The sequence below is a fragment of the Streptomyces sp. P9(2023) genome, assembly GCF_032436795.1.
In the GTDB taxonomy this organism is placed as follows: Bacteria; Actinomycetota; Actinomycetes; order Streptomycetales; family Streptomycetaceae; genus Streptomyces.
The window spans coordinates 1-25,090 of record NZ_JAUPWM010000046.1 but is presented as its reverse complement, the minus strand read 5'-3'; the positions used below and the strand labels follow the sequence as shown (position 1 = coordinate 25,090).

Sequence of the window (25,090 nt, the reverse complement as noted above, 5' to 3'; positions counted from 1 at the left end):
GCGGCGGCGGAATCCCCGGCCCCGGCCCCGGCCCATAAGGAGCCCCCGGTATCCCAGGCGCCCCCGGTGTCCCAGGCGCCCCATACGCCCACGGTGTCTCCGACACCCCTCGCGGGTCCGGCTCCCCCGCCTGACGTGCATCGTTCGGTTCTTCCTCCGCCACAGTTCCCCCCGTGGTCCGCGCGTGGTCCGTGCGTCTTCTCTGCATACCCCCACGCGCCCTTCACAGTCCCGCCGCGTCGGCCGAACACGCGCCGGAAGCTCCCACTAGAGTCGCAAGGTGCCGTACGACCACCGAAAGACCCGAGCCCTCGCCGGAGCCCTCACCGCCTGCGCCGCCCTCACCGCGCTCGCCGGCTGCGGCGGCGGCTCGCACGCCGCCGCCCCGAAGACCCCCGACGCCAAGGCGACGACCCGTGACCCGGACACGTCGACCGCCCTCCCGCTCGCCGTCCGCACCGTCGTCATCGACCCCGGCCACAACCCCGGCAACTTCCGTCACTCCCGGGACATCAACCAGAAGGTTGATATCGGCACAGCTCGCAAGGAATGCGACACAACCGGCACCTCCACCGACGCCGGCTACACCGAAGCCGCATTCACCCTCGATGTTTCACACCGCCTCCGCGATCTCCTCACGGCCCAGGGCGCGAAGGTCGTCCTCACCCATGACGCCGACCGCCCCTTCGGCCCCTGTATCGACGAGCGCGCCCGGACCGGCAACGCCGCCCGCGCCGACGCCGTCGTCTCCGTGCACGCCGACGGTTCCGCCACCGGCAACCGGGGATTCCACGTGATCGCGCCCGCACGGGTCAACTCCGGGGCCGCGGACACGGCGAAGATCGTCGCCCCTTCCCGTAGCCTCGGCGAGGCCATCGTCCGGCAGTTCGCCGGCGCGACCGGCACCGCGCCCGCCAACTACCTCGCCTCCGGCACCGGGTTGGACGTCCGCGACGATCTCGGGGGCCTCAATCTCTCGACCGTCCCCAAGGTCTTCGTCGAATGCGGCAATATGCGAGACCCGAAGGACGCCGCACTCCTCTCGAATGCGGCATGGCGCCAGAAAGCGGCGCGGGGAATCGCGGACGGCATCGGGACCTACCTCAAGGGGTAGTACCGGCGGGCGATAGATTCCCTCCGTACGATGGGGGCCGCCAAGGCCCCGCCCCCGTGCTTCGCGCCACCCCGACGAGACCACCCGACGAAGGACTCTTACGTGAATATCCGCTCCCTCACTCGAGGCGATGGCGTTCTGATCGGTGCAGCGGTGGTGCTGTTCATCGCTTCTTTCCTCGACATCGCCGGCTGTGACGCCAGCCCGGAGATCTGCAACCAGGTCCCCAGCACGAACTCCTGGGAGGCCTCGCCCCTCGGCTGGGGCGCCTTCTTCCTCGGCATCGCGGGCGCCGCGCTCGTCGTCTACTCGCGCACGCTTCCGCAGCCCCGCAAGGTCGTGGGCCTGGAGCTGGGTCAGATCGGCGTCGCGTTCACCGTGGCCTCGGCCTGGAACGTGCTGATGTGGATGTTCGAGTCGAACAACGCCGGTGCGGGCCTCATCCTCGGCCTGATCGCCTCCCTGGTCCTGGCCGGCGCCGCCGTCGCCGCCCCGCTGGTCCCCGCCCTCAAGGGCCCGCTCCTGAGCGCCCCGAAGCCGCAGGCCCCGCAGCCGTACGGCATGCAGCCGGGCCAGCCCGGCCAGCAGGGTGTCCCCGGTGGCTACGGCTACCCGGGCGCGCAGCAGCAGCCCTACGGCGCCCAGCCGCAGCCGTACGGCGGCCAGCCCGACCCGCAGGGCCAGGCCCAGCCCCAGGCGCAGACCGCGACCCCGCAGCAGACCCCGGCGCCCGTCCAGGGTCAGGGTCAGCCCGCCGGCGACTTCGCGCCGTTCTGGTTCGCGGTCCCGGTCGCCCGTCCGCTGTACGCGGAGGACGGCTCGCCCACCCCGATCGCCGAACTGGCCCCCGGCACCTGGTACCTGGCGGTCGAGCAGCGCGGCCAGAGCCTGATCGCCCAGACGCAGGACGGCCGCCGCGGCGTCCTCCAGGACACCACCGGCATCCAGCGCGGCTGATCCTCCGGCCCGATCGGCCCCTCGCCCGGAACCCCTTCCGGGCGAGGGGCCGTTGTCGTACAGTCGCAAGCATCAAATCTGACTGTTCGTCAGAAAGGTGCCGTGTCATGCGTCTCGGACTCGCCCTCGGCTACTGGGGACGCGGCCCCTCCCCCGCCCACCTGGACCTGGCCCGCGAGGCCGAGCGGCTCGGGTACGACTCGGTGTGGACGGCCGAGGCCTGGGGGTCGGACGCCTTCACGGCGCTGACCTGGATCGCCGCGCACACCTCCCGTATAGGCCTCGGCACCGCCGTCGCACAGATGGCCGCGCGGACGCCCACCGCCACCGCCATGCACGCACTCACCCTCGACCACCTGTCCGGCGGGCGGATGACGCTCGGCCTCGGCCTCTCCGGACCGCAGGTCGTGGAGGGCTGGTACGGCCGCCCCTTCCCCCGCTCCCCGCTGACCGCGACCCGCGAGTACGTGGACGTGATCCGGCAGGTCCTGCGGCGCGAGGCGCCCGTCCGGCTCGACGGACGGTTCCACTCCCACCCGTACGCGGGCGAGGACGGCACCGGGCTCGGCAAGGCGCTCAAGCCGATCACCCACCCCCTGCGGGCGGACCTGCCCGTACTGCTCGGGGCGGAGGGCCCCAAGAACATCGCGCAGACCCTGCGGATCGCCGACGGCTGGCTGCCGCTCTACTGGTCCCCCGCCCGGTACGCCGAGGTCTACGCCCTCCCGGACCGGCTGCCCGACGGCTTCCGCGTCGCGCCCATGGTCCGCGCGCAGCTCTGCGACGACATCGCCGAGGGGCTGCTGCCCGTCAAGGCGATGCTGGGCTTCTACATCGGGGGCATGGGACACGCGGCCCGCAACTTCCACGCCGACCTGATGGGGCGCATGGGGTACGAGTCCGAGGCCCGGCACATCCAGGAGCTGTTCGCGGCCGGCCGCCGCGAGGAGGCCGTGCTCGCCGTGCCCGACGCCTTCGCGGACGAGATTTCGCTCGTCGGGCCGCGCGAGCGGATCGCCGAACGGCTGGAGGAATGGCGCAAGGGCCCGGTCACCGACCTGCTGGTCACGGCACCGGACCCGGCCACGCTGAGGCTCCTCGCGGAGCTCAACACATAGGATCATCCGCCCAGTTGGGACGTGCTCGGCACCTTGTCGGTCACCACGGCGCCCGCGCTCGCGCCCGCGTCCTTCACGTTGGTGATGACGTCCTCGAAGGTGCCGACGTCCGCCTCGCTCGCCTCGCCCTTACGGAGCTTGGTGCCGAGGTCCTTGAGCTTGTCGATGCCCGCCGTGAGGGGCGCGACCGCCTTCGAGAGGTGCTCGTCGCCCTTGGCGTTGTTCACCGCCGCCTTGAGCCGGTTGTACGCGAACGCGCCGGCCAGACCCGCCTTGACCAGCGCGAACTTCTGCCCGTCCGCACCCTTCTTGAACTTGCCCGCACGGTACGGCTTGACGATCCACTGGTACGTGGCGCCGGCCGCCAGGCCCGCGTTGGCCACGAACCGGGTCTTGGCGAGCTTCTGCTGCTCGGCCGTGGTGCTCGCGGTGGGGCTGCCGCTCGCGCTCTGCTCGTCGTCACCGCCGCAGGCGGCCGTCGTCAGGAGCAGGCTGCAGGACAGGAAGAGCGAAACGACTCCGCGGCGTATCGGAACAGGACTGAGCACGGCTGGACCTCCCTGAGGGCTTTGGCCACAGCCTCGCCCGGCCCCCAGGGCTCCGCCACTCGGGCGACCCCAATCGAGGGGCTCGGGTCACAACCCGCAGGTCACGCCCCGCAGCAGTCCGGCTCAAGCCCCTTCGGCAGCCGCTCCCCGCCGAAGACCGCCACCGTCGCCTCGTCGCCGCCCAGCGCCGCCACGGCGAGCAGCAGCGAGCCGGCCGTCCAGCTGGTGAGCTCCTCGGGCCACACGGCAGCCTCGCCCTCGAAGACGTACCCGGTCCAGTACATGCCGCCCTCGGCGCGCAGGTGCTGGATGGACTGGAGGATCTCCAGGGCCCGGTCGGACTCCCCCATCACCCACAGGGCGAGGGCGAGTTCGCAGCTCTCGCCGCCGGTCACCCACGGGTTGGGCAGGACGCACCGTACGCCGAGCCCGGGCACGACGAAGTCGTCCCAGTGCGCGTCGATCCGGGCCGTGGCCGCCGGGCCCGTGACGGCGCCGCCGAGGACCGGGTAGTACCAGTCCATCGAGTAGCGGGACTTGTCGAGGAAGCGCTCGGGGTGGCTGCGGATCGCGTGGCCGAGCGCGCCGGCCGCCAGTTCCCAGTCGGGCTGCGGCTCTTCGCGCGCCTCGGCGATGGCGAGCGCGCAGCGCAGGGCCTGGTGGACGGAGGAACTGCCGGTGAGCAGCGCGTCGTCGACGGCCGTGCCGTCCGCCTCCCGCTTCCAGCCGATCTGCCCGCCGGGCCGCTGGAGGGCGAGGACGAACTCGACGGCGGCGTAGACGACCGGCCACATCCGGTCGAGGAAGGCGTCGTCGCCGGTCGCGAGGTAGTGGTGCCAGACGCCGACGGCGACGTACGCGACGAAGTTGGACTCGCGGCCCCGGTCGGTGACGTCGTCCGGGTCGCCGTCGCGGTAGGCCGCGTACCAGGAGCCGTCGGTGTTCTGGTGCCGGGCCAGCCACTCGTACGCCCGGGTGGCCGCCGCGTGCTCGCCGGCCGCGTCCAGGGCCATGGCGGCCTCGGTGTGGTCCCACGGGTCGAGGTGGTGGCCGCGGAACCACGGAATGGCCCCGTCCTCGCGCTGTACGGCGAGTATCCCGGCGACGGTCTCGGCGGCCTGCTCGGCGGTGAGGACCCCGGGCAGGAGCAGGTGCTCCGCGATCCGCTCGGGACTCGTCACGCGGAGGCCTTCGCCTTCGGCAGGTGGGGCTTGGTCGCGTACGCCACGAAGGACTTGCCGACGACCGGGTTGAGCAGCTGCTCGGCGACCCGGGTCAGGGCGGGCTTCTTCATGATGTCCCAGACCAGGAGCTTGTGGTACGCCCGCACCGGCAGCGCCTTGTCGTTGTCCACGCCGAACGCGCACTTCAGCCACCAGTACGGGGCGTGCAGCGCGTGCGCGTGGTGGGTGCCGTACGGCTTGAGACCCGCCTGGCGCATCTTGGCGAGCAGCTCGTCGGCCTTGTAGATACGGATGTGACCGCCCTCGACCTCGTGGTACGCGTCGGAGAGCGCCCAGCAGACCTTCTCGGGGCCGTAGCGCGGGACGGTGACGGCGATCCGGCCGCCGGGCTTGAGCACCCGGACCATCTCGGCGAGGACGCCCTTGTCGTCCGGGATGTGTTCCATGACCTCGGAGATGATCACGACGTCGAAGGACTCGTCGGGGAAGGGCAGGTTGAGCGCGTCGCCTTCCATCGCGGTGGCGGTGGCGCCGGCCGGGGCCTCGCCGGCCTCCTTCATCGCCGCGAACCACTTGGCGACCTCGCGGATCTCCTCGCCGTTCTGGTCGAGCGCCACGACCTGCGCACCGCGCCGGTAGCACTCGAAGGCGTGCCGCCCCGCCCCACAGCCCAGATCGAGCACGCGGTCGCCAGGGGCGAGCGGGAAACGGGTGAAGTCGACGGTCAGCACGGGGTCGTCCTGCTTTCGCGGTTGAGGGGCGGTTGTGGGCAGCTGTTCCGCAGGGCGATGGGGGTCCCCCCTGCTCGAGCGAAGCCGAGAGCTTGGGGGAGGGCGGGCGCAACCCCACCACCGGGCCGCACCCGGCGAACGAGGCGCGGTGTCACCGGCGGCCCCCGCGCACCCCAGCGTGGGCGATCGCCTCGCGGTACAGCTCGGCCGTGCCCTGCGCGGCGCGCGCCCAGGTGAAGTTGGCGAGAACCCGCGCCCGCCCCGCCGCCCCGAGACGCGCCCGCAAGGCAGAGTCGCCGAGCAGCCGACCCAGCGCCGCGGCGAGCGCTCCCGCGTCGCCGGGGGGCACGGCCAGACAGGTCTCACCATCCGCGCCCGTGACTTCCGGGATCGCCCCACCCGTCGTGGCGACGAGCGGCGTCCCGGTCGCCATCGCCTCCGCGGCCGGCAGCGAGAACCCCTCGTACAGCGACGGCACGCAGGAGACCTGCGCGGAGCGGACGAGGTCCACGAGCTCCGCGTCGGAGATCCCCTTCACGAACTCGACGGCGCCCTCAAGCCCGTACCGCTCGATCGCCTGCGCGACCGGCCCGTCCTCCGCCCGCCTGCCGACGACGACGAGGTGCGCGGCCGGGTTCTCGGTACGGAGCTTGGCGAGCGCCTCGACGAGGTGGACGAGGCCCTTGAGCGGGACGTCGGCGCTGGAGGTGGTGACGATCCGGCCGGGGACTTCGGCGACGGACGGGTCGGGCGACCAGAGGTCGGTGTCGGCGCCGATGTGGACGACCCGGACGCGGTCGTCCCGTACGCCGAGGTGGTCGACGATCTCCTGCCGGGAGGAGCCGGACACGGTCAGGACGGACGGCAGGCGGCGGGCGACCCGCTTCTGCATCCGGGTGAAGGCGTACCAGCGGCGGACCGAGGCGCGCCGCTTCCAGTCGGCGGCGGCGTCGAGCTCCAGCTGCCGGTCGACGGTGATGGGGTGGTGGATCGTGGTGACGAGCGGGGCGCCGATGACGCGGGGGCCGCCGAGGAGTCCGTAGCCGAGCGTCTGGTTGTCGTGAACGACGTCGAAGTCGCCGCGGCGGGCGGCGAGCATGCGCCGGGCCCGGAGGGAGAAGGTGAGGGGCTCGGGGAAGCCGCCGGTCCACATGGTGGCGACTTCGAGTGCGTCGATCCAGTCGCGGTACTCGTCGCGCTTCGGCGTACGGAACGGGTCCGGCGAGCGGTAGAGGTCGAGGCTGGCGATCTCGGTGAGCGGGACGCCCTCGTCGAGGGTGGGGTACGGCTGCGAGCCGACGACCTCGACGTGGTGGCCGAGCCGGGCGAGTTCACGGGAGAGGTGGCGGACATATACGCCCTGACCACCGCAGAAAGGGTTCCCCTTGTACGTGAGGAGAGCGATCCGCAACGGACCGTTACCGTCGTCCGCGACGCCCTGGCGGGGGCCTGCCTCTATGGCCTCAGCGGTCACTCGCTGCCCCCTTCGAGCTTGCGTTTCGCGGGAGCGTAACCGCTCGCGCTAATCTAGAACAAGTTTCAGACTTGATCGTTCTTGATCGTTCAAGGAGCACAGAATCTACCGGCAGGTAGCCCCGCCGTGAGAGCCGGATCAGGTGATTCGCGCCACGGCGGAAGCCCCGCCATACTCCGGCCGTAACCCCAGGCGTACCGCCGCTCACCCACCGCACGGAACGGGACTTCATGACCGCGGAAGACAGACCCGCATCGCCGCCCCTGACGGAGCGCCAGGAGGCGCGCCGCCGTCGCATCCTGCACGCCAGCGCGCAGCTCGCGGGGCGGGGCGGCTTCGACGCCGTACAGATGCGGGAGGTGGCCGAGGCCGCCGGGGTGGCCCTGGGCACGCTGTACCGCTACTTCCCGTCCAAGATCCATCTGCTGGTCGCGACGATGCAGGACCAGCTCCAGCACATGCACACCACCCTGCGGAAGCGGCCGCCCGCGGGCGAGACCTCGGCCGAGCGGGTCGCGGAGACGCTGATGCGGGCGTTCCGGGCGCTCCAGCGCGAGCCGCAGCTCGCCGACGCGATGGTGCGGGCGCTGACGTTCGCGGACCGGAGCGTGAGCCCGGAGGTGGACACCGTCTCGCGGCTGACGACGGCGATCATCCTGGACGCGATGGGGCTCGAACACCCCACGCCGCAGCAGCTGTCGGCGGTACGGGTGATCGAGCACACCTGGCACTCGGCGCTGATCACCTGGCTGTCGGGGCGGGCGTCGATCGCACAGGTGAAGATCGACATCGAGACGGTCTGCCGACTGATCGACCTGACGGCACCGGCCGCACCGGCCGGAGCGACTTCGACCGCACCGACCGCGCCGGCCGGAGCGACTTCGACCGCGCCGACCGCGCCCGCGGCCCCGAAGGGCCACGGGGCGGTCTGAGCGAGCCGTTACGACTTCTTGTTCTTCTCCAGGTCGGCCTTGAACAGCGCCTCGCACTGCGGGGTGTTGTCCGTGCCGAGGAACAGCACGACGGCGAACCCGGCGGCAGCGTGGTTGCTGGCCTTGAGCGACCAGGTGCCCTTGTTCAGCGTCTTCATCGTGGACCCGGTCTGCTCGGTCTTCTGGCCCTCGGTCCAGCCGCCCCCGGTCAGCGTCGCGACCGTGGCCTCGTAGGACTTCTTCGGGTCCGCCGCCTTCTGGGCGTCGGGGGTCCAGGACACCATGCAGCTCTTGAGCTCGGCCGGGACGTCCTCGCCCGAGGAGTCCCGGACGAAACCGGCCGCCGTGGCAGCAGCCTCGATCTCCTTCTCCACCGCGGCCGCGTCCGGGCTGTCGCCACCGCCACCGGCCTCCGCACCTCCGGTCGTGGAGCCCGAGGAGGAGGACGAGCCGCCGCCCTTGTTCTTGCCCGAGCCGCCCTCGCTGCCGCATCCCGCCACCAGCAGCACCACACCGACGGCCGCGGCCACCCACTCCAGCTTCGCCTTGCGCACAACTCTCCCAATCCTGGGCGCACGGAAGCCCGTTGCCCCCGTGGTCAAGGGAAGAGTTTTGCACGTGAGAACGGCTGAGCGAAGCGCGTCCGGCCCGGCGGTGGTCATCGGCGCGGCCTACTGGACCCCACCGTTCAGGATCAGGTCCCACTCCCGCTCGGTGAAACGATTCATGCACGCGTCCTCCGTCGCCTGGAAGGACACCATGTCCACCGACCCCAGGTCGTGGTGGCGGCCCATCAGCGACCAGCCGCTCTTCTTGAGCGTGATGCTGACCGTGCTGCCCTTGGCGTCGAGCTTGTCCGCGCGCCGGTCCGTCGTCACCCGCCAGCCGCGCTGCTCCAGTTCGGGGATCGTCGCGTCGAACTTCCCCCGGGGATCGCCGTTCTCGCGCAGATTGGTGTCGGCGCTCATCCAGTGCGCCGAACACTCCACGGCCCGGGCCTTGAGCCGGTCCCGCTCCGTGGCCGGGGCGGACGGCGTGGCGGACGGCGTCGGATCGGGCCGTCCGGACGCCGGCAGTCCGGCGGCGGCCGTTGCCGCGTCGATGTCCGCCTGCGCCGCGGTCCGCCCGAACGCCCCGTCCGGGGCCGCCGACGTGGCCGGCGCCGGCGATGTCGCCGACGTCACCGGACCCGAGTCGCAGCCGCTCACCAACGCGGCCAGTACCACCACCGGAAACACCACCACCGGAAACACCCCCGGAGCCGCCCCACGGGACGCCGCTCACCCGGTCATTCGCATCTGTCCCACCCCTGTCGATCGCGTTCCGCAGGAGTGTCACACAGCAGTCGACGACGGCGGACATCACTCCTCGGGCGGGAAGACCGGCTCCCCACCGTCGAGCAGCGTGATGAGGATGGCCTCCACCGGACAGCCCTCGGCCGCAGCGAGCACCCGCTCGTTCGCGTCGGACTCCGGTGCGCGCGGGTGGGACTGGCGGGCCGAGTCGAGCCGGAAGCCGTCCGGGGCGTGGTTGATGCACATACCGGAGCCGATGCAGACTCCCCGGTCGACCTCCACGTGCCAGCGGTCGCCCATCACGCACCACCCGGCCCCTCGTACCCGGCGGGCAGGTGGACCATCTTGTGCTCCAGGTACTCGCCGAAGCCCTCGGGGCCGAACTCCCGCCCCAGGCCGGAGTTCTTGTAGCCGCCGAACGGACCGAGCATGTCGAGGCTGAAGGTGTTGATGTTGAAGGTGCCCGTGCGGACCTGCCGGGCGAAGTCGATGCCGTGCTCCACGTCCCCGGTCCAGACGCTGCCGCTGAGCCCGAAGTCGGAGTCGTTGGCGATCCGGAGCGCCTCGGCCTCGTCCCCGTACGGGAGAAGGCAGATGACGGGCCCGAAAATCTCCTCGCGGGCGATCCGCATGGAGTTGTCGACGGCCCCGAAGAGGGTCGGCTCGACGTACCAGCCGCGGTCGAGGCCCGCCGGGCGGCCGCCGCCGGTCAGCACCTTGGCGCCCTCGTCCTGGCCCAGCTTGATGTAGTCGAGCGAGCGCTGCCGCTGCCGCTGGGCGACCAGCGGGCCGACCTGGGTGGCCGGGTCGAGCGGGTCGCCGACCACCAGCGCGCCCGCGGCGGCGGCGAATGCCTCGGCGATCTCGTCGTACCGGCTGCGCGGGGCGAGGATGCGGGTCTGGGCGACGCACGCCTGCCCGTTGTTCATCCAGGCGGCCGGGACGATCCCGGCGACGGCGGTGGCCAGGTCGGCGTCGGGCAGGATGACGGCGGCGGACTTGCCGCCCAGTTCGAGGGTGACGCGGGTGAGGTTGCGGGAGGCGACCTCCATCACGCGCTTGCCGGCCGCGACCGATCCGGTGAAGGAGACCTTGTCGACGCCCGGGTGGCCGACCAGGTACTCGCTGACCTCGCGGTCGGCGGGGAGGATCGAGAGCACCCCCTCGGGCAGCCCGGCCTCGGTCGCGATGTCGGCGAGGATGTACGAGTCGAGGGGCGACTCGGGCGAGGGCTTGAGGACCACCGTGCAGCCCGCGAGCAGCGCGGGCCCGAGCTTGGCGGCGGCGGTGAACTGCGGGACGTTCCACGGCACCACCGCCGCGACGACCCCGACCGGCTCGCGCCGTACGAGGATCTGCCCGAGGGCCCCGGTGCGCCGCTCCTCGTACGGGAAGGCCCGGGCGATGTTGATCGCCGAGTCCCAGACCATCATGGCGCCGAGGGCCTGGGCGAGGATGCTCCAGGAGTACGGGGAGCCGTTCTGGGAGCTGATCGAGCGGGCGATCTCCTCGTGCCGTACGGCGATGGCGTCCTTGATCCGGCCGACGACCTCGATCCGCTCCTCAAGGGTCATCCGCGGCCAGGGCCCCCGGTCGAAGGCCTCGCGGGCGGCGGCGACGGCCCGGTCGACGTCGGCCCGGGAGGCGTGCGGCACCCGGCCGATGACCTCCTCGGTGTGCGGCGAGATCACCTCGATGACGTCACCGCCCGCCGGGTCGGTCAACTCCCCGCCGATGTACAGCTTTCCGTGCTCCACAAGCTCGGTCATGACCGACTGCCTCCCGGAACCCGCAATGTTTCTGACTAGGTATCAGACTGTGTACCAGAACTGATACCAGTTCTAGTTATAGTTGGGAATGGTCGAGCAAGCGCCGTGCTGTCGCGCAGAGATGAGGGCCCATGAGCCAGGTGACCGAGCACGGCGGAGGCGTCTGGTCGATCCGGGTCCCCATCCCGGACAACCCGCTCGGCCACACCCTGGTCCATGTCGTCGACACCGACCGGGGGCCCGTACTGATCGACACCGGCTGGGACGATCCGGCGTCCTGGACGGAACTTTCGGACGGGCTCGACGCGTTGGGTACTTCCGTACGGGAAGTGCACGGGGTCGTCATCACCCACCACCACCCCGACCACCACGGCCTCTCGGGGCAGGTCCGTGAGGCGTCCGGGGCGTGGATCGCGATGCACGCCGCCGACACCGCCGTCGTCCGCCGCACCCGCGAGTCCGAGCCCGGTACCTGGCTGGACTACCTCGCCCGCAAGCTGGCCGCCGTCGGCGCGCCCGAGGAGCACACCGCGCCGCTCCTCGCCACCCGGGCCTCCGGCCGCCGCGCGAGCACCCTGCCCGGGCTGCGCTCCGCCCTCCCCGACCGCGAGATCGTCCCCGGCGAACTCCTCGACCTCGCGGGCCGCCGGCTGCGCGCGATCTGGACGCCCGGCCACACCCCGGGCCACGTCTGCCTGCACCTGGAGGAGGAGCACCCGGCCCAACTGCCCGGGCACGGCCGGCTCTTCTCCGGTGACCATCTGCTGCCCGGGATCTCCCCGCACATCGGCCTCTACGAGGACCCCGACGATGCCACCGCGACGGACCCGCTCGGCGACTACCTGGACTCGCTGGAGCGGATCGGGCGGCTCGGCGTGGCCGAGGTGCTCCCCGCCCACCAGTACGCCTTCGCCGACGCGGCCGGGCGGGTACGGGAACTGCTCGACCACCACGAGGAGCGGCTGACCGGACTCCTGGACCTCCTCGCGACCCCGCTCACCCCCTGGCAGCTCGCCGAGCGGATGGAGTGGAACCGCCCGTGGGAGCAGATTCCGTACGGCTCCCGGACCATCGCCGTCAGCGAGGCCGAGGCGCATCTGCGCCGGCTGGTGAAGCTGGGCCGCGCGGAGGCGATGGCGGGCACGGACCCGGTGACGTACGTGGCGGTGTGAGGGCGCGCGGGCGTGGCGGTGTGAGGGCGCGCGGGCCGAGGGCCGGCGCAGGCCCTGCGGCCCCCGCGCGCGCCGGCTCAGGCCCTGACGATCCGGAGCAGCGACGCGCTCAGGACGACCGGGGAGGCCAAGGCTCCGAGGATTCCGGTCGGCAGGGCCACCGGTGCACCAGGCCCGCCCGGTGCCCCCCGTCGAGCGCGTGGGCGAGCCCGGAGAGAAGCCGCCACAGGGCGTCCCCCGGCAGCGGCCCGTACGCGATCACGTCCTCCGAGAACGCGGGCCCGGGAACGTACGCCGTGGCCAGCCAGGGCACCGCCGCCTCCGGGTCGGCATCCAGGACGGGTACGGTCCCGGCCCCCGCAACGACTGGGCGGCCCTGACCTCGCGGGCGAACCGCTTGCGGAAACCGGGGTCGGAGGCCAGCGCGCCGTGCACCGCCTTGAGCGCGACCGTCCGCCCGCCCGGCGAACGGCCGAGGTAGACGCAGCCCATGCCGCCCTCCCCCAGGCGGTAGAGCAACCGGTACGCGCCCACCCGACGCGGATCGGTCTCCGTCAACGGCCGCATTCCGCACCCCCGTGAGACGCCGTCCTCCCGAACCGCGGTCAGCGTGGCACAGCGGGCACGGGCCCCGGCAGCCTGCGTGTGAGGCGCCTCGCACCCGGTCGGTACCCACCGGCCGGGCCGTGTACGGGCCGGTAGAGTGGGCGCGTCGTCCTCACACCCGTACGGGGGGAAGCCGGTGCGAATCCGGCGCTGACCCGCAACCGTGACCGTCCTTCGAGCTTCGAGTCCTGGAGCTTCGAGCCTTCGAGCTTTCGAGGACGGAAGTCGGATTGCCCCGCCCGGGACGTGACCGCCGGCACCGTCGAGGAATACGGAGCCGAGCCTGGTGCCTCAAGCGTGCCGGTGCCCGGCCGCAGGAGAGGCCACAGCTCGCATGACCACCGTCCGCCGCGGCGCCGCCGCGTTCGCAGCCGCAGCGGTGCTCTGCACCGGCTTCGCCCCCGTCGCGTCCGCCGCGCCGTCCCCCTCCACCTCCACGACCCCGGCGCCACCGGCGGTCCCCGCCGGTCTTTACGGCACGAAGGACCCGACGTACGACGGTGTGTGGCGCCAGTCGCTCGCCTTCATCGCCCAGACGACCAGCAACATGCAGCCGGCCGACGAGGCCGTGGCCTGGCTGACGAAGCAGCAGTGCGCCACCGGCGCCTTCGCCTCCTTCCGTCCGGACCCGGCAAAGGCCTGTGACCAGGCGACCATGCTGGACACCAACGCCACCGCCGTCGCCGTCCAGGCCCTCACCGGCGTCAAGCGCGCGAGCACCGACCCGGAGCCGCTCGCCAAGGCCGCCGAGGCCGGTGCGAGCTGGCTGAAGAGCGTGCAGAACAAGGACGGCGGCTGGGGCTACAACCCCGGCAGCCCCAGCGACGCCAACTCCACCTCGATCGTCCTCAGCGCGCTCACCGCGCTCGGCCAGAAGCCCGGCGAGGTCAGGTCGGCCGAGGGGAAGACCCCGTACGACGCCCTGCTCGGCCTGGCCGTGCCCTGCTCCGCCGAGGACGGCCCGGGCGCCTTCGCGTACCAGCCCGACAAGGACGGCAAGCTGCTCGCGAACGCCGACGCGACGGCCGCCGCCACCCTCGCCGGGCTCGGCAAGGGCATCACCGCGCGTGGCGTGAACCCCCAGCAGACCCCGACCTGCACGGACTCGGCGAAGCGCACGATGGACCGGGCCGCGCTCAACGGCGCCTCCTACCTGGCCACGGCGCTCGCGAAGACCGGCCACCTGAACACCCCGCCGATGCCCGGCGCCACCGACCCGACCGAGCTCCCGGACCACGGCAACACCGCCGACGCCGTCGTCGCGCTCGCCGCGGCCGGTGCCACGCAGGAGGCGGCCGGCGCGCTGAGGTGGCTCCAGCAGAACTCCGTCGCCTGGGCGAAGGAGAGCGGCCCGGCCGCGTACGCGCAGCTGATCCTGGCCGCGAAGGCGATGCACGTCGACCCGCGCGCCTTCGGCTCGACCGACCTCCTCCAGGAGCTGGCTGCCACCGGCCCCGCGCCGAAGGCCGTGCCGTCCGCGGCGCCGCAGGCGAGCGACGACGACTCCGGCTCCTTCGACCTGTGGTGGATCATCGGCATCGGCATGGTCGTCGGCGTCGGGATCGGCTTCCTGCTGAGCGGGCGCAGGAAGTGAGGGCGCCCCGGCTGCTCGGATCGGCGGCCGGAGTCGTCGGCGGTGTGGTCCTCACGCTGGCCGTCGCCGCTCCCGCGCAGGCCGCCGGCTACCGGTACTGGTCGTACTGGGAGAACGACGGCGGCGGGACGACCTGGTCGTACGCGACGCAGGGCCCGGCGATCGCCCGGCCCTCCGACGGGGACGCGGTCGGCTTCCGCTTCGCGGTCAGCGAGGACACGAGCGACGCCTCCCGGCCCTCCGCGGCCCCCGACTTCTCGGCGATCTGCGGCGGTACGGAGGCGAAGGCCAGCACCAAGCGGGTCGCGGTCGTCGTGGACTTCGGCACCCCGCAGGACGCCCCGGAGGGGGAGACTCCGCCCACGCCGGCGATCAGGACGGGCTGCGCGCAGGTCCGTACGGACGCGACGGGCGCGGAGGCGCTGGCCGCGGTGGCGAAGCCGCTGCGGTACGACAGCGCGGCGCTGCTGTGCGGGATCGCCGGATACCCGGCGAAGGGGTGCGGGGAGCAGGTGGCGGCGACGGAGCCGAACCCACTCTCCACGGAACACCTGCCCACCGGGGATCCCAACATGACGGCCTCCAAGACCGTGGACGGTGACGGTGACGGCGGGCCGTCCGTCGGGATCGTCGTGGGCGGCGCCGCCGTGCTCGTCCTCGGTGGCGCCGCGCTCTGGAAGGCCCGCCGCCGCGCATGATCCGTGCCCCCGAGGCGAGCCGTTCCAACGCGCTGCACGCGGGCGCCTGGTGGCTCTGGGCGCTCGGCCTGGCCGTCGCCGCCTCCCGTACCACCAACCCGCTGCTCCTCGCCGAGGTCGTCGCCGTCGCGGGCTATGTCGTCGCGGCCCGGCGCACGGACGCGCCCTGGGCGCGCTCGTACGGGGCGTTCGTGAAGCTGGGCCTCTTCGTGGTGGCCCTGCGGGTGGTGTTCTCGGTGGTGCTCGGCTCGGCGATCCCGGGGAGCGTCGAGCTGTTCACGCTGCCCGAGGTGCCGATGCCGGAGTGGGCGCAGGGCGTGCGGATCGGCGGCCGGGTGACGGCGGAGCAGGTCGTCTTCGCGGTGTACGACGGCGCGAAGCTGGCGGCCCTGCTGATCTGTGTGGGCGCGGCGAACGCGCTCGCGAACCCGGCGCGGCTGCTCAAGTCGCTGCCGGGCGCGCTGTACGAGGCGGGGGTCGCCGTCGTCGTGGCGATGACCTTCGCGCCGAACATGGTGGCCGACGTGGTCCGGCTGCGGACCGCGCGACGGCTGCGGGGGCGGCCGACGGGCGGGGTGCGGGCGGTGCTCCAGATCGGGCTGCCGGTCCTGGAGGGCGCGTTGGAGCGCTCGATCGCGGTGGCGGCGTCGATGGACGCGCGGGGGTACGGCCGTACGGCGCAGGTGCCGCGGGCGGTCCGCCGGACGACGAACGTGCTGACGCTGGGCGGGTTGCTCGGGGTGTGCGCGGGCTCGTACGGGCTGCTGGCGGCGGAGGGTGCGGGGTACGGGCTTCCGCTGGTCGTCGCCGGTCTTGTCGCGGCCATGGCCGGGCTCCGCCTCGGCGGTCGGCGGGCGGTACGGACCCGGTACCGGCCGGACCGGTGGGGCGTACGGGCCTGGCTCGTCGCCGGGTCGGGGGTGGCTGTGGCGGCGCTGATGATCTGGGCGAACGGGTACGCGTACGAGGCGCTGCACCCGGGTGTCGTACCGCTCGTGGCGCCGGAGCTTCCGCTGTGGCCGGCCGTGTCGTTGCTGGTGGGCCTGGTGCCCGCGTTCGTGGCGCCTGTGCCCGTATCCGCATCCGTATCCGCATCCGTATCGAAGGAGTCGTCGTGATCCGGTTCGAGAACGTCTCGGTGCGGTACGGGGACGGCGCGGCGCCCACGCTTCAGGGCATCGACCTGACGATCCCCGAGGGCGAACTGGTCCTGCTGGTCGGGCCGTCGGGCGTCGGCAAGTCGACGCTCCTCGGCGCGGTGTCGGGCCTGGTCCCGCACTTCACGGGCGGCACGCTGACCGGGCGGGTCACGGTCGCGGGCCGGGACACCCGGACGCACAAGCCGCGGGAGCTGGCGGACGTGGTCGGCACGGTCGGCCAGGACCCGCTGGCGCACTTCGTGACGGACACGGTCGAGGACGAGCTGGCGTACGGGATGGAGTCCCTGGGGCTCGCGCCGGCGGTGATGCGGCGGCGGGTGGAGGAGACGCTGGACCTGCTGGGGCTTGCCGAGCTGCGCGACCGGCCGATCGCCACGCTCTCGGGCGGGCAGCAGCAGCGGGTGGCGATCGGCTCGGTGCTGACTCCGCACCCGGAGGTGCTGGTCCTGGACGAGCCGACGTCCGCCTTGGACCCGGCGGCGGCGGAGGACGTCCTCGCGGTGTTGCAGCGGCTGGTCCACGACCTGGGCACGACGGTCCTGATGGCGGAGCACCGGCTGGAGCGGGTGGTGCAGTACGCGGACCAGGTGCTACTGCTGCCGGACGGGGTCATGGGCCCGCCGGCGGAGATCATGACGGTCTCGCCGGTCCACCCGCCGGTGGTGGCGCTGGGGCGGCTGGCGGGCTGGAGCCCGCTGCCGCTCACTGTCCGGGACGCGCGCCGGCGGTCCGCCGACCTGCGCGCCCGGTTGGCGGGGCGGGCGCCGGGGGCGGGTGCGCCGGTGGGGGGCCCTGCGGGGCTTCTCCCCCACCCCGCCCCTTCCCGTAACTGGGGGCTCCGCCCCCAGACCCCCGGTCCTCAAACTCCCCCTACGCCCAGGGGCGTGGGGGGACCCCCGGACGGGCTGAAAAGCCGGCCCTCTCCCCGAACGGCCGACCCCGCCGACACGGGCTCAGCCACCCCCGGGCGCGAAGCTGCCGCACAGTCGGGGCCGGGGGCGGTAGCCCCCGGGGATCAGCCCTCCACCAGCCCCCGGCGGGGTTTCGGGAAGGGGTGGGGTGGGGGAATCGGCCTGTTCCGGCGGCGCACGCGCCCCCGCGCGACCGCCCCCGCCCCCACCACCCCCCTCGTCGACGTCCGCGCCCTCGGTGTCCGCCGCGACCGCGTCGAGGCGCTCCGCCGCGTGGACCTCCAGGTCGAGGCGGGCGAGACCGTCGCGCTCATGGGGCGTAACGGGGCCGGGAAGTCCACGCTGCTCAGCGCCCTCGTCGGCATCGTCGCGCCCACCTCCGGCGCCGCCCTCGTCGCCGGCCGCACCCCCCACCGCACCGACCCCCGCGAGCTGATCCGCCACGTCGGGCTCGTACCGCAGGAACCCCGCGACCTGCTGTACGCCGACACGGTCGCCGCCGAGTGCTCCGCCGCCGACACCGACGCCGGCGCCACCCCCGGCGCCTGCCGGGCCCTCGTGTCCGAGCTGCTGCCCGGCGTGGCGGACGACACCCACCCCCGCGACCTCTCCGAAGGCCAGCGGCTTGCCCTCGCGCTCGCGGTCGTCCTCACCGGCCGCCCCCCGCTCCTCCTCCTCGACGAGCCGACCCGCGGCCTCGATTACGCGGCCAAGGCCCGCCTCGTCGCCCACCTGCGCGAACTCGCTACCGCCGGTCACGCCATCGTGCTGGCCACGCACGACGTCGAGCTGGCCGCCGAGCTGGCGCACCGGGTGGTGATCCTGGCCGGCGGCGAGGTCGTCGCGGACGGCCCGACCGCCGAGGTCGTCGTCTCCTCCCCCGCCTTCTCCCCGCAGGTCGCCAAGATCCTCGCCCCGCAGCCCTGGCTCACCGTCGAGCAGGTCAGGGAGGCCCTGTGAGCACCACGACGCGGACCACCCGGCCCATCCGCCTCGGCCCCCGCTCCATCGCCGCCCTCTCCCTCGTCTCCCTCGTCGGACTCGCCGCCGTCGCCTGGCCCCTCTTCGCCGACGGCTCCTCCGCCGTCACCACCCACGCCGCCGACGCCCCCTGGTTCTTCGCCGCCCTGCTCCCCCTCCTCATCGCCGTCGTCGTCGCGACGATCGCCGACTGCGGGATGGACGCGAAGGCCGTCGCGATGCTCGGCGTGCTCGCCGCCGTGGGGGCGGCGCTACGGCCGCTCGGGGCCGGTACGGCCGGTCTGGAGCCGATGTTCTTCCTCATGGTGCTCAGCGGGCGCGTCCTCGGACCGGGCTTCGGCTTCGTCCTCGGCGCGGTGACGATGTTCGCGTCCGCCCTGCTCACAGGCGGTGTGGGCCCCTGGATGCCGGTCCAGATGCTCGCCATGGGCTGGTTCACCATGGGCGCCGGCCTGCTCCCCGGCCCCGACACGCTCCGGGGCCGGGGCGAGCTGCTGATGCTGTCCGCGTACGGGTTCGTGGCGGCGTTCGCGTACGGCACCGTCACCAATCTGTACGGCTGGGTCACCGTCGGCGGCCTCGGTACCGGGGTCTCGTTCCAGCCCGGGGACCCGGTGCACGAGAACCTGGTGCGTTTCCTCGCGTACGTCCTCGCCACCTCCCTCGGCTGGGACCTCGGCCGGGCCACCCTCACCGTCGTCCTCACCCTCACCGTCGGCGCCACGCTCCTGAAGGCGCTCCGGCGCGCCACGCGACGCGCGAACTTCGAGGCCCAGGTCACATTCGAGGGCCCGGAAATGCCGCTCCGGGGTGAGGCGCCCCACAGGACCCAGGTCACGTACGACGTGGAATAGGAGAGCTCTCATACCCTCCTAAATCCTCCCAAAGACCCACCTGACCTGCGGAAAAGCGCCACGTCCCCACCCCGTGCCCTTCGGCGCAGGTCCGACTCCGCTTCGTACCGGGGGTCGTTGCGTCGCCCGTTCAGCCCTGCTTCTCTGGTGGACGTCGCCAGGCAGCAGCGCTCAGCGCAGCGCCTCGGACAGGCCGATTCCCCACCGGTCCCGGATACCCCGGGCTCTGGTTCCGGCTTGCCTGAATCGCCCGGCGCGCCCCATGTCCCCGACGTTAGGTCGCTACGTGTTCCGCTCGCTCTCCACTCGTGTCCAGTCCCGCAAGAAGACCTTCGCCGTCTCGGCAGCCGTGCTGCTGGGCGCCTCGGGTGCGGTGCTCGGCACGACGTCCACGGCTTCCGCCGCGACGCCGCAGGAGCTTGCCAAGAAGATCGTCCCGGCTTCCCAGTACGCGTCGTTCAGCAAGATCGTCGAGCGCGAGTCCGGCTGGAACCCCGCCGCCACCAACTCGTCCAGCGGTGCCTACGGCCTGGTCCAGGCCCTCCCGGCCTCGAAGATGTCTTCGGCCGGCTCCGACTGGAAGACGAACCCGGCCACCCAGATCAAGTGGGGCCTCAACTACATGAACGAGCGCTACGGCAGCCCGAACGGCGCCTGGAACTTCTGGCAGGCCAACGGCTGGTACTAAGAGTCACCAGCTCGCACAGCCGCAGGATCACCCGCAAGGCCCCGCCCCTCCTTCCTGGAGCGGCGGGGCCTTGCGGCGTACCCCGTGGCCCTGCGGGGTACCCGGTGGGCGTCCGCCCGCGGCCGCCTACAGCCGCCTACAGCCGCCTACAGCCGCTGGATGATCGTCCCGGTCGCCAGCGCCCCGCCCGCACACATCGTGACCAGCGCGAACTCCTTGTCCGTACGTTCCAGCTCGTGCAGCGCCGTCGTGATCAGCCGCGCGCCCGTCGCCCCGACCGGGTGCCCGAGCGCGATCGCGCCGCCGTTGACGTTGACCTTCACAAGCCCGTCCAGGTCGCCCTCGAACTCCTGCGCCCAGCTCAGCACCACCGACGCGAACGCCTCGTTGATCTCGACCAGGTCGATGTCCTTGAGCGACATCCCGGCCTTCCCGAGCACCGCGCGTGTGGCGTCGATCGGCCCGTCGAGGTGGAAGTGCGGGTCCGAGCCGACCAGGGCCTGGGCGACGATCCGGGCCCGCGGCTTGAGGCCGAGCGCGCGGGCCATCCGCTTGGACGCCCACATCAGCGCGCACGCGCCGTCCGAAATCTGCGAGGAGTTCCCGGCCGTGTGCACGGCCGTCGGCATGACCGGCTTCAGCCGGGCCAGCGCCTCCATGCTGGTGTCGCGCAGCCCCTCGTCATGGTCGACGAGCCGCCACATGCCCTGCCCGGCGGCCTGCTCCTCCTCGGTCGTCGGGACCTGGACGGCGAAGGTCTCGCGCTTGAAGCGCTCCTCGGACCAGGCGATGGCGGCCCGTTCCTGGGAGAGCAGACCGAGGGAGTCGACGCGTTCGCGGCTCAGGCCGCGGCGCCGGGCGATGCGCTCGGCGGCCTCGAACTGGTTGGGCAGGTCGACGTTCCACTCGTCCGGCCACGGCTTGCCGGGCCCGTGCTTGGAGCCGGAGCCCAGCGGGACGCGCGACATGGCCTCCACCCCGCAACTGATGCCGATGTCGATGACCCCCGAGGAGATCATGTTGGCCACCATGTGGCTGGCCTGCTGCGAGGAGCCGCACTGGCAGTCGACGGTGGTGGCGGCGGTCTCGTACGGAAGCCCCATGGTGAGCCAGGCGTTGCGGGCGGGGTTCATGGACTGCTCGCCGGCGTGGGTGACGGTGCCGCCCACGATCTGCTCGACGCAGTCGGCCTTGATGCCGGTGCGGCCGAGGAGTTCACGGTAGGTCTCGCCCAGGAGGTAGGCGGGATGGAGGTTGGCGAGCGCGCCTCCGCGCTTGCCGATGGGGGTGCGTACTGCTTCGACGATGACGGGTTCCGCGGCCATGAGCTCGTCCTCTCCTCGCCTGTGCGGGGTGTCCCGGCACTCCGCGACGGGCGGTACGGGGGCGGTACAGGGAACTAGTACGCGTTCTAGTTCTGAGTGAAGTCTTATGACTGCTACCGCCGGTACGCAAGGGTTGTGCACGCACCCGCGCGCGCCCCGATCACGCGCAACGGCTTCCGGCAACAGTTCCGGCCGCATCCCTTGCCACTTGTAGAACCCGTTACTACCTTGCGGTCACCTTCTGATGGACCGTCAGAGAAACCGGAGTGTGTTGCCGATGCCCTGCCCTCACCTCCCCGAAGGGTTCGACGCCACCGACCCCGACCTGCTCCAGAGCCGCATACCCTTCCCGGAGTTCGCCCAACTGCGGCAGACCGCACCGGTCTGGTGGTGCCCCCAGCCGCGCGGCGTCACGGGATTCGACGACGAGGGCTACTGGGCCGTCACCCGCCACGCGGACGTCAAGTACGTCTCGACGCACCCCGAGTTGTTCTCGTCCACCGAGAACACGGCCGTCATCCGGTTCAACGAGCACATCACCAGGGACCAGATCGAGGTCCAGAAGCTGATCATGCTCAACATGGACCCGCCCGAACACACCCGGGTCCGCCAGATCGTCCAGCGCGGCTTCACGCCCCGGGCGATCCGGACCCTGGAGACGGCGCTGCGCGAACGCGCCCGGGCGATCGTCGAGGAGGCGAAGCGGAACGCCGCCGCCGACGGTACCTTCGACTTCGTCACCCAGGTCGCCGTCGAACTGCCGCTCCAGGCGATCGCCGAACTCATCGGCGTACCGCAGGATGACCGCTCCCGGATCTTCGAGTGGTCCAACAAGATGGTCGCGTACGACGATCCCGAGTACGCCATCACCGAGGAGATCGGCGCCGAGGCCGCCATGGAGCTCATCGGCTACTCGATGAACCTGGCCGCCGCGCGCAAGGAGTGCCCGGCCAAGGACATCGTGACCCAGCTGGTCGCCGCCGAGGACCAGGGCAATCTCTCCTCCGACGAGTTCGGCTTCTTCGTGCTGCTGCTCGCCGTGGCCGGCAACGAGACCACCCGTAACGCCATCAGCCACGGCATGCACGCCTTCCTCACCCACCCCGACGAGTGGGAGCTCTACAAGCGGGAGCGGCCGGCGACCACCGCCGAGGAGATCGTGCGCTGGGCGACCCCGGTGGTCTCCTTCCAGCGGACCGCCACCCAGGACACCGAGATCGGCGGCCAGAAGATCCGCCGGGGCGACCGGGTCGGGCTCTTCTACTCCTCCGCCAACTACGACCCCGAGGTCTTCGAGAGCCCGGAGAAGTTCGACATCACCCGCGACCCGAACCCGCACCTCGGATTCGGCGGCGGGGGCCCGCACTTCTGCCTCGGCAAATCGCTCGCCGTCAACGAGATCGACCTGATCTTCAACGCGCTGGCGGACGTACTGCCCGATCTGACCCTGGTGGACGAACCGCGGCGGCTGCGCGCGGCCTGGCTGAACGGGATCAAGGAGTTGCGGGTACGGGCAGGCTCCTGACGGACCGGAAGGCGGGGGAACCCTCCCCCTCACGCCCGGGACCCCCGCCTCCCGCCTCCCACCTCGCTGGTCTTCGTCATGTTCTCGGAACCGGTTGTTCCCCTCCCACGACCGAGTCGGCATGCGGGGACACACAGAATTCTGGCCGTGATCGTCGCGCTGCTCGCGCTCCAGCCCGGCTCGCTGATCGCACCGGCGTACGCGTGCGGCTGCGGCTGCGGCTGCGGCTGCGGCTGCGGCTGCGGCTGCGGCTGCGGCTGCGGCTGCGGGGCGATGGTGCCGGACCGGAACCACCGGATCGGCGTCGACCGGGAGACCTCGGCCGTGCGCTGGGACGGCCGTACGGAGCAGATCGTCATGCGCTTCACCGTGCGCGGCGACGCCGAGCGGGCCGCCTGGATCACGCCCGTACCCGGCCGCGCGGACGTCACGCTCGGCGACCCTGCGCTCTTCGACGCGCTGGAGGACCTCATCCGGCCCGAGTACAGGACGCGGCACTACTTCTGGCCACGCGGCGACGACTGGTCCTTCGACTTCGGCGACTCGGACGGGCTTTCGGCCGGTGCGCCCACGCCGGGCGCGCCGGGCGTCGGTGTCGTCGGGCGCGAGCGGCTCGGCCCGTTCGACGTGGCACGGCTGACCGCCACCGACCCGACGGCGCTGAGCGGCCGGCTGGAGAAGAACGGCTTCGAGCTCTCCGACCGGCTGACGGCCGAACTGACGCCGTACATCGAGCAGAAGTGGGAGTACGTCGCCGTCCGGCTCGCCCCCGACACCACGGACGTCAGCGCCGGCGGCCGGGCCCTGGGCGGCGAACTCACCCCGCTCCGGATCAGCTTCGCCAGCGACCGGCTCGTCTACCCGATGCGGCTCTCCCGCCTCGCGCAGACCCCGCAGTCCCTCGGCCTGTACGTCCTCGCCGACCACCGCATGGAACCGCGCGACACCATCGGCGGCTCACGCCCCGAGGTGAGGTTCGCGGGCGAGGTCGAGGGGACGCGGGACGACTCACTCGAAGCCCTCACCGGCGGGCGCCCCGTCTTCCTGACCGCCCTGGACCAGGAGTTCCCCGAGCCGTCGCGGATCGACGGCGACCACGAACTGCGGGCGGTCACCGACACCCCGTACCGGGAAGTGATCTACACCGACCGGCTGCTCACCGTCGGCGACGGGATCCCGGTCTGGCTCCTGACGGTCCTCGGCGTGCTGCTCGCGACGGCCGCCACGGCCGTGGCGGTCCTCCGTGCGCGCGGGCAGGCTGCGGTACGTTCGGCCGCATGACTCAGGATCAATGGACCGCCGTCGACCGCTACTTCACCGACCTGCTCGCCCCGGCGGACGAGGCGCTCGCCGCCACGCTCGCCGACTCCACGGCCGCCGGCCTCCCGGAGATCGCCGTCGCCCCCAACCAGGGCAAGCTCCTGAACCTGCTCATCTCCATGCTGGGCGCGCGCTCGGCCCTGGAGATCGGCACGCTCGGCGGCTACAGCACGATCTGGATGGCCCGGGCGCTGCCCGCCGACGGCCGGATGATCTCGCTCGAACACAACCCGACCCACGCGGACGTGGCCCGCGCCAACCTCGCCCGGGCCGGCCTGGACAAGATCGTCGAGGTCCGCACGGGCTCGGCCCTGGACTCCCTGCCCCAGCTGGAGGCGGAGGGCGCGGGCCCGTTCGACTTCGTCTTCATCGACGCCGACAAGGTGAACAACCCGAACTACGTGGAGTGGGCGCTGCGGCTCTCCCGCCCCGGCTCGGTCATCGTCGTCGACAACGTCGTGCGCGGCGGCGCGGTCCTCGACGCGGAGACGGACGACCCGTCGGTCACCGGCACCCGCGCGATGTTCGAACTGGTCTCCCGCGAGCCCCGCCTGGACGCGACGGCGCTCCAGACGGTCGGCATGAAGGGCTACGACGGCCTGCTGGTCGCCCGGGTCGTGGCCTAGCGCAACGCCCTCGACCACTAGCCCCCGGGACGGGGATGTCTCCAGGCGGACCCCGGGCGTCCGCACGGATGGCCCTCCTGGCGTGCCTCGTCGGCATGGCGTGCTCAGCGTCGCCACAGAGACCACCGCCGAGACGTTGGAGAGGTTCCCATGGCCGTTGTGATGTCCTTGCGTTGGGCCGGAATGACGCCCGAGCAGTACGACGCCGCACGTGACCGGGTGGGGCTGGGAGGAGCAGATGCCCGTGGGTGTGGTCCTGCATGCCGCGTGGTTCGAGGGCGACGGGCTGCATGTGACCGATGTCTGGGAGACCGAGGGACACTGGGACCGCTTCCTTGCCGAGCAGCTCACCCCCGCTTTCCAGGAACTGGGGATTTCGGGCGAGCCGGAGTTCCACATCTTCCCTCTGCACCGGCGCTTCATCGGGCCCGGCGTGAGTTTCCTGAGTCAACCTCTATGCCGCCAGAGGTGTGTCGGCGGCCGTGTTGATCTTGCCGTTGGCTTGGTG

General features: G+C 72.3%; 24 protein-coding genes, 1 pseudogene and 1 riboswitch. Of the genes and pseudogenes, 15 read left to right on the top strand and 10 right to left on the bottom strand.

The window, feature by feature from the left end:
- Positions 1-280 precede the first annotated feature (280 nt).
- The 3 genes from Q5762_RS33225 (at position 281) to Q5762_RS33215 (ending at position 3,189) form a co-directional block, all read left to right on the top strand.
- A complete protein-coding gene (locus Q5762_RS33225; protein ID WP_315896014.1) occupies positions 281-1,114 on the top strand; it encodes an N-acetylmuramoyl-L-alanine amidase in 834 nt (277 codons plus the stop codon).
- A 102-nt stretch (positions 1,115-1,216) separates the two neighbouring features.
- On the top strand, positions 1,217-2,071 hold the full coding sequence (locus Q5762_RS33220; protein WP_315896013.1) for a DUF5336 domain-containing protein: 855 nt from the start codon (positions 1,217-1,219) through the stop codon (positions 2,069-2,071).
- A 107-nt stretch (positions 2,072-2,178) separates the two neighbouring features.
- Positions 2,179-3,189, top strand: coding sequence for an LLM class F420-dependent oxidoreductase (locus Q5762_RS33215; protein WP_315896012.1), 1,011 nt, complete (start codon positions 2,179-2,181; stop codon positions 3,187-3,189).
- 2 nt (positions 3,190-3,191) lie between these two features.
- On the opposite strand, the gene Q5762_RS33210 is transcribed toward Q5762_RS33215, so the two are convergent.
- The 4 genes from Q5762_RS33210 to Q5762_RS33195 all read right to left on the bottom strand — a co-directional run bounded on the left by Q5762_RS33210 (position 3,192) and on the right by Q5762_RS33195 (position 7,126).
- Positions 3,192-3,737 (bottom strand): hypothetical protein, encoded by a 546-nt coding sequence (locus Q5762_RS33210; protein ID WP_315896011.1) that lies wholly within the window; start codon positions 3,735-3,737, stop codon positions 3,192-3,194.
- 101 nt (positions 3,738-3,838) lie between these two features.
- A complete protein-coding gene (locus tag Q5762_RS33205) occupies positions 3,839-4,918 on the bottom strand; it encodes a prenyltransferase (protein WP_315896010.1) in 1,080 nt (359 codons plus the stop codon).
- Positions 4,915-5,652: a class I SAM-dependent methyltransferase gene (locus Q5762_RS33200; RefSeq protein ID WP_315896009.1), complete on the bottom strand. Its 738-nt coding sequence runs from the start codon at positions 5,650-5,652 to the stop codon at positions 4,915-4,917. The genes Q5762_RS33205 and Q5762_RS33200 overlap by 4 nt, the downstream gene beginning before the upstream one ends.
- A 151-nt stretch (positions 5,653-5,803) precedes the next feature.
- Positions 5,804-7,126 (bottom strand): glycosyltransferase family 4 protein, encoded by a 1,323-nt coding sequence (locus Q5762_RS33195; protein ID WP_315896008.1) that lies wholly within the window; start codon positions 7,124-7,126, stop codon positions 5,804-5,806.
- Between the two features lie 230 nt (positions 7,127-7,356).
- On the opposite strand from Q5762_RS33195, the gene Q5762_RS33190 reads away from it, so the two are divergent.
- Positions 7,357-8,058: a TetR family transcriptional regulator gene (locus Q5762_RS33190; RefSeq protein WP_315896007.1), complete on the top strand. Its 702-nt coding sequence runs from the start codon at positions 7,357-7,359 to the stop codon at positions 8,056-8,058.
- Positions 8,059-8,066: 8 nt separating this feature from the next.
- Here the strand turns inward: Q5762_RS33190 and Q5762_RS33185 are convergent, their stop codons facing one another.
- From Q5762_RS33185 to Q5762_RS33170, 4 genes are all read right to left on the bottom strand, one after another.
- On the bottom strand, positions 8,067-8,612 hold the full coding sequence (locus Q5762_RS33185) for a hypothetical protein (protein ID WP_315896006.1): 546 nt from the start codon (positions 8,610-8,612) through the stop codon (positions 8,067-8,069).
- Between the two features lie 117 nt (positions 8,613-8,729).
- Positions 8,730-9,302 (bottom strand): hypothetical protein, encoded by a 573-nt coding sequence (locus Q5762_RS33180; protein WP_315896005.1) that lies wholly within the window; start codon positions 9,300-9,302, stop codon positions 8,730-8,732.
- Positions 9,303-9,419: 117 nt separating this feature from the next.
- Positions 9,420-9,653: a ferredoxin gene (locus Q5762_RS33175; protein ID WP_315896004.1), complete on the bottom strand. Its 234-nt coding sequence runs from the start codon at positions 9,651-9,653 to the stop codon at positions 9,420-9,422.
- Positions 9,653-11,122, bottom strand: a complete 1,470-nt coding sequence (locus Q5762_RS33170) for an aldehyde dehydrogenase (protein WP_315896003.1) — start codon at positions 11,120-11,122, stop codon at positions 9,653-9,655. The genes Q5762_RS33175 and Q5762_RS33170 overlap by 1 nt, the downstream gene beginning before the upstream one ends.
- A gap of 131 nt (positions 11,123-11,253) precedes the next feature.
- Here Q5762_RS33170 and Q5762_RS33165 point away from each other — a divergent pair, with 131 nt between their 5' ends.
- A complete protein-coding gene (locus tag Q5762_RS33165; protein WP_315896002.1) occupies positions 11,254-12,294 on the top strand; it encodes an MBL fold metallo-hydrolase in 1,041 nt (346 codons plus the stop codon).
- A gap of 258 nt (positions 12,295-12,552) precedes the next feature.
- Here Q5762_RS33165 and Q5762_RS33160 read toward each other — a convergent pair whose 3' ends face one another.
- Positions 12,553-12,852, bottom strand: a complete 300-nt coding sequence (locus Q5762_RS33160; protein ID WP_315896001.1) for a hypothetical protein — start codon at positions 12,850-12,852, stop codon at positions 12,553-12,555.
- A 131-nt stretch (positions 12,853-12,983) separates the two neighbouring features.
- A riboswitch (cobalamin riboswitch) is annotated at positions 12,984-13,157 on the top strand.
- Positions 13,158-13,234: 77 nt separating this feature from the next.
- On the opposite strand from Q5762_RS33160, the gene Q5762_RS33155 reads away from it, so the two are divergent.
- The 6 genes from Q5762_RS33155 to Q5762_RS33130 all read left to right on the top strand — a co-directional run bounded on the left by Q5762_RS33155 (position 13,235) and on the right by Q5762_RS33130 (position 19,786).
- The gene (locus Q5762_RS33155; protein ID WP_315896000.1) at positions 13,235-14,494 is read left to right on the top strand and encodes a prenyltransferase/squalene oxidase repeat-containing protein; all 1,260 of its coding nucleotides are present in this window, start codon (positions 13,235-13,237) and stop codon (positions 14,492-14,494) included.
- Positions 14,491-15,192 carry an SCO2322 family protein gene (locus Q5762_RS33150; RefSeq protein WP_315895999.1) on the top strand — a complete coding sequence of 234 codons (702 nt, stop codon included), beginning with the start codon at positions 14,491-14,493 and terminating at the stop codon, positions 15,190-15,192. The genes Q5762_RS33155 and Q5762_RS33150 overlap by 4 nt, the downstream gene beginning before the upstream one ends.
- The gene (locus tag Q5762_RS33145) at positions 15,189-16,310 is read left to right on the top strand and encodes an energy-coupling factor transporter transmembrane component T (protein ID WP_315895998.1); all 1,122 of its coding nucleotides are present in this window, start codon (positions 15,189-15,191) and stop codon (positions 16,308-16,310) included. The genes Q5762_RS33150 and Q5762_RS33145 overlap by 4 nt, the downstream gene beginning before the upstream one ends.
- Complete coding sequence (locus Q5762_RS33140; RefSeq protein ID WP_315895997.1) at positions 16,307-18,223, top strand: ATP-binding cassette domain-containing protein; 1,917 nt, start codon at positions 16,307-16,309, stop codon at positions 18,221-18,223. Before Q5762_RS33145 ends, Q5762_RS33140 begins: the two co-directional genes overlap by 4 nt.
- On the top strand, positions 18,220-19,098 hold the full coding sequence (locus tag Q5762_RS33135; RefSeq protein ID WP_315895996.1) for an ECF transporter S component: 879 nt from the start codon (positions 18,220-18,222) through the stop codon (positions 19,096-19,098). Before Q5762_RS33140 ends, Q5762_RS33135 begins: the two co-directional genes overlap by 4 nt.
- 286 nt (positions 19,099-19,384) lie before the next feature.
- Positions 19,385-19,786 carry a transglycosylase SLT domain-containing protein gene (locus Q5762_RS33130; protein WP_399495326.1) on the top strand — a complete coding sequence of 134 codons (402 nt, stop codon included), beginning with the start codon at positions 19,385-19,387 and terminating at the stop codon, positions 19,784-19,786.
- A 146-nt stretch (positions 19,787-19,932) separates the two neighbouring features.
- Here Q5762_RS33130 and Q5762_RS33125 read toward each other — a convergent pair whose 3' ends face one another.
- Positions 19,933-21,111, bottom strand: coding sequence for a steroid 3-ketoacyl-CoA thiolase (locus Q5762_RS33125; RefSeq protein ID WP_315895994.1), 1,179 nt, complete (start codon positions 21,109-21,111; stop codon positions 19,933-19,935).
- Between the two features lie 277 nt (positions 21,112-21,388).
- Here Q5762_RS33125 and Q5762_RS33120 point away from each other — a divergent pair, with 277 nt between their 5' ends.
- The 4 genes and pseudogenes from Q5762_RS33120 to Q5762_RS33105 form a co-directional block, all read left to right on the top strand.
- Entirely contained in the window at positions 21,389-22,636 is a 1,248-nt protein-coding gene (locus Q5762_RS33120; RefSeq protein ID WP_315895993.1) for a cytochrome P450, read from the top strand.
- 150 nt (positions 22,637-22,786) lie between these two features.
- Entirely contained in the window at positions 22,787-23,917 is a 1,131-nt protein-coding gene (locus Q5762_RS33115) for a DUF2330 domain-containing protein (protein WP_399495325.1), read from the top strand.
- The gene (locus Q5762_RS33110; RefSeq protein ID WP_315895991.1) at positions 23,914-24,582 is read left to right on the top strand and encodes an O-methyltransferase; all 669 of its coding nucleotides are present in this window, start codon (positions 23,914-23,916) and stop codon (positions 24,580-24,582) included. The genes Q5762_RS33115 and Q5762_RS33110 overlap by 4 nt, the downstream gene beginning before the upstream one ends.
- 244 nt (positions 24,583-24,826) lie before the next feature.
- A pseudogene (locus Q5762_RS33105) lies at positions 24,827-25,090 on the top strand (hypothetical protein); the annotation flags it as partial.

Excerpts from the sequence above, each read along its gene's own strand:
- Q5762_RS33145 (WP_315895998.1), top strand. The coding sequence starts at position 15,189 with ATGATCCGTGCCCCCGAGGCGAGCCGTTCCAACGCGCTGCACGCGGGC.
- Q5762_RS33170 (WP_315896003.1), bottom strand. The coding sequence starts at position 11,122 with ATGACCGAGCTTGTGGAGCACGGAAAGCTGTACATCGGCGGGGAGTTG.
- Q5762_RS33120 (WP_315895993.1), top strand. The coding sequence starts at position 21,389 with ATGCCCTGCCCTCACCTCCCCGAAGGGTTCGACGCCACCGACCCCGAC.
- Q5762_RS33175 (WP_315896004.1), bottom strand. The coding sequence starts at position 9,653 with ATGGGCGACCGCTGGCACGTGGAGGTCGACCGGGGAGTCTGCATCGGC.
- Q5762_RS33125 (WP_315895994.1), bottom strand. The coding sequence starts at position 21,111 with ATGGCCGCGGAACCCGTCATCGTCGAAGCAGTACGCACCCCCATCGGC.
- Q5762_RS33155 (WP_315896000.1), top strand. The coding sequence starts at position 13,235 with ATGACCACCGTCCGCCGCGGCGCCGCCGCGTTCGCAGCCGCAGCGGTG.
- Q5762_RS33165 (WP_315896002.1), top strand. The coding sequence starts at position 11,254 with ATGAGCCAGGTGACCGAGCACGGCGGAGGCGTCTGGTCGATCCGGGTC.
- Q5762_RS33215 (WP_315896012.1), top strand. The coding sequence starts at position 2,179 with ATGCGTCTCGGACTCGCCCTCGGCTACTGGGGACGCGGCCCCTCCCCC.
- Q5762_RS33110 (WP_315895991.1), top strand. The coding sequence starts at position 23,914 with ATGACTCAGGATCAATGGACCGCCGTCGACCGCTACTTCACCGACCTG.
- Q5762_RS33190 (WP_315896007.1), top strand. The coding sequence starts at position 7,357 with ATGACCGCGGAAGACAGACCCGCATCGCCGCCCCTGACGGAGCGCCAG.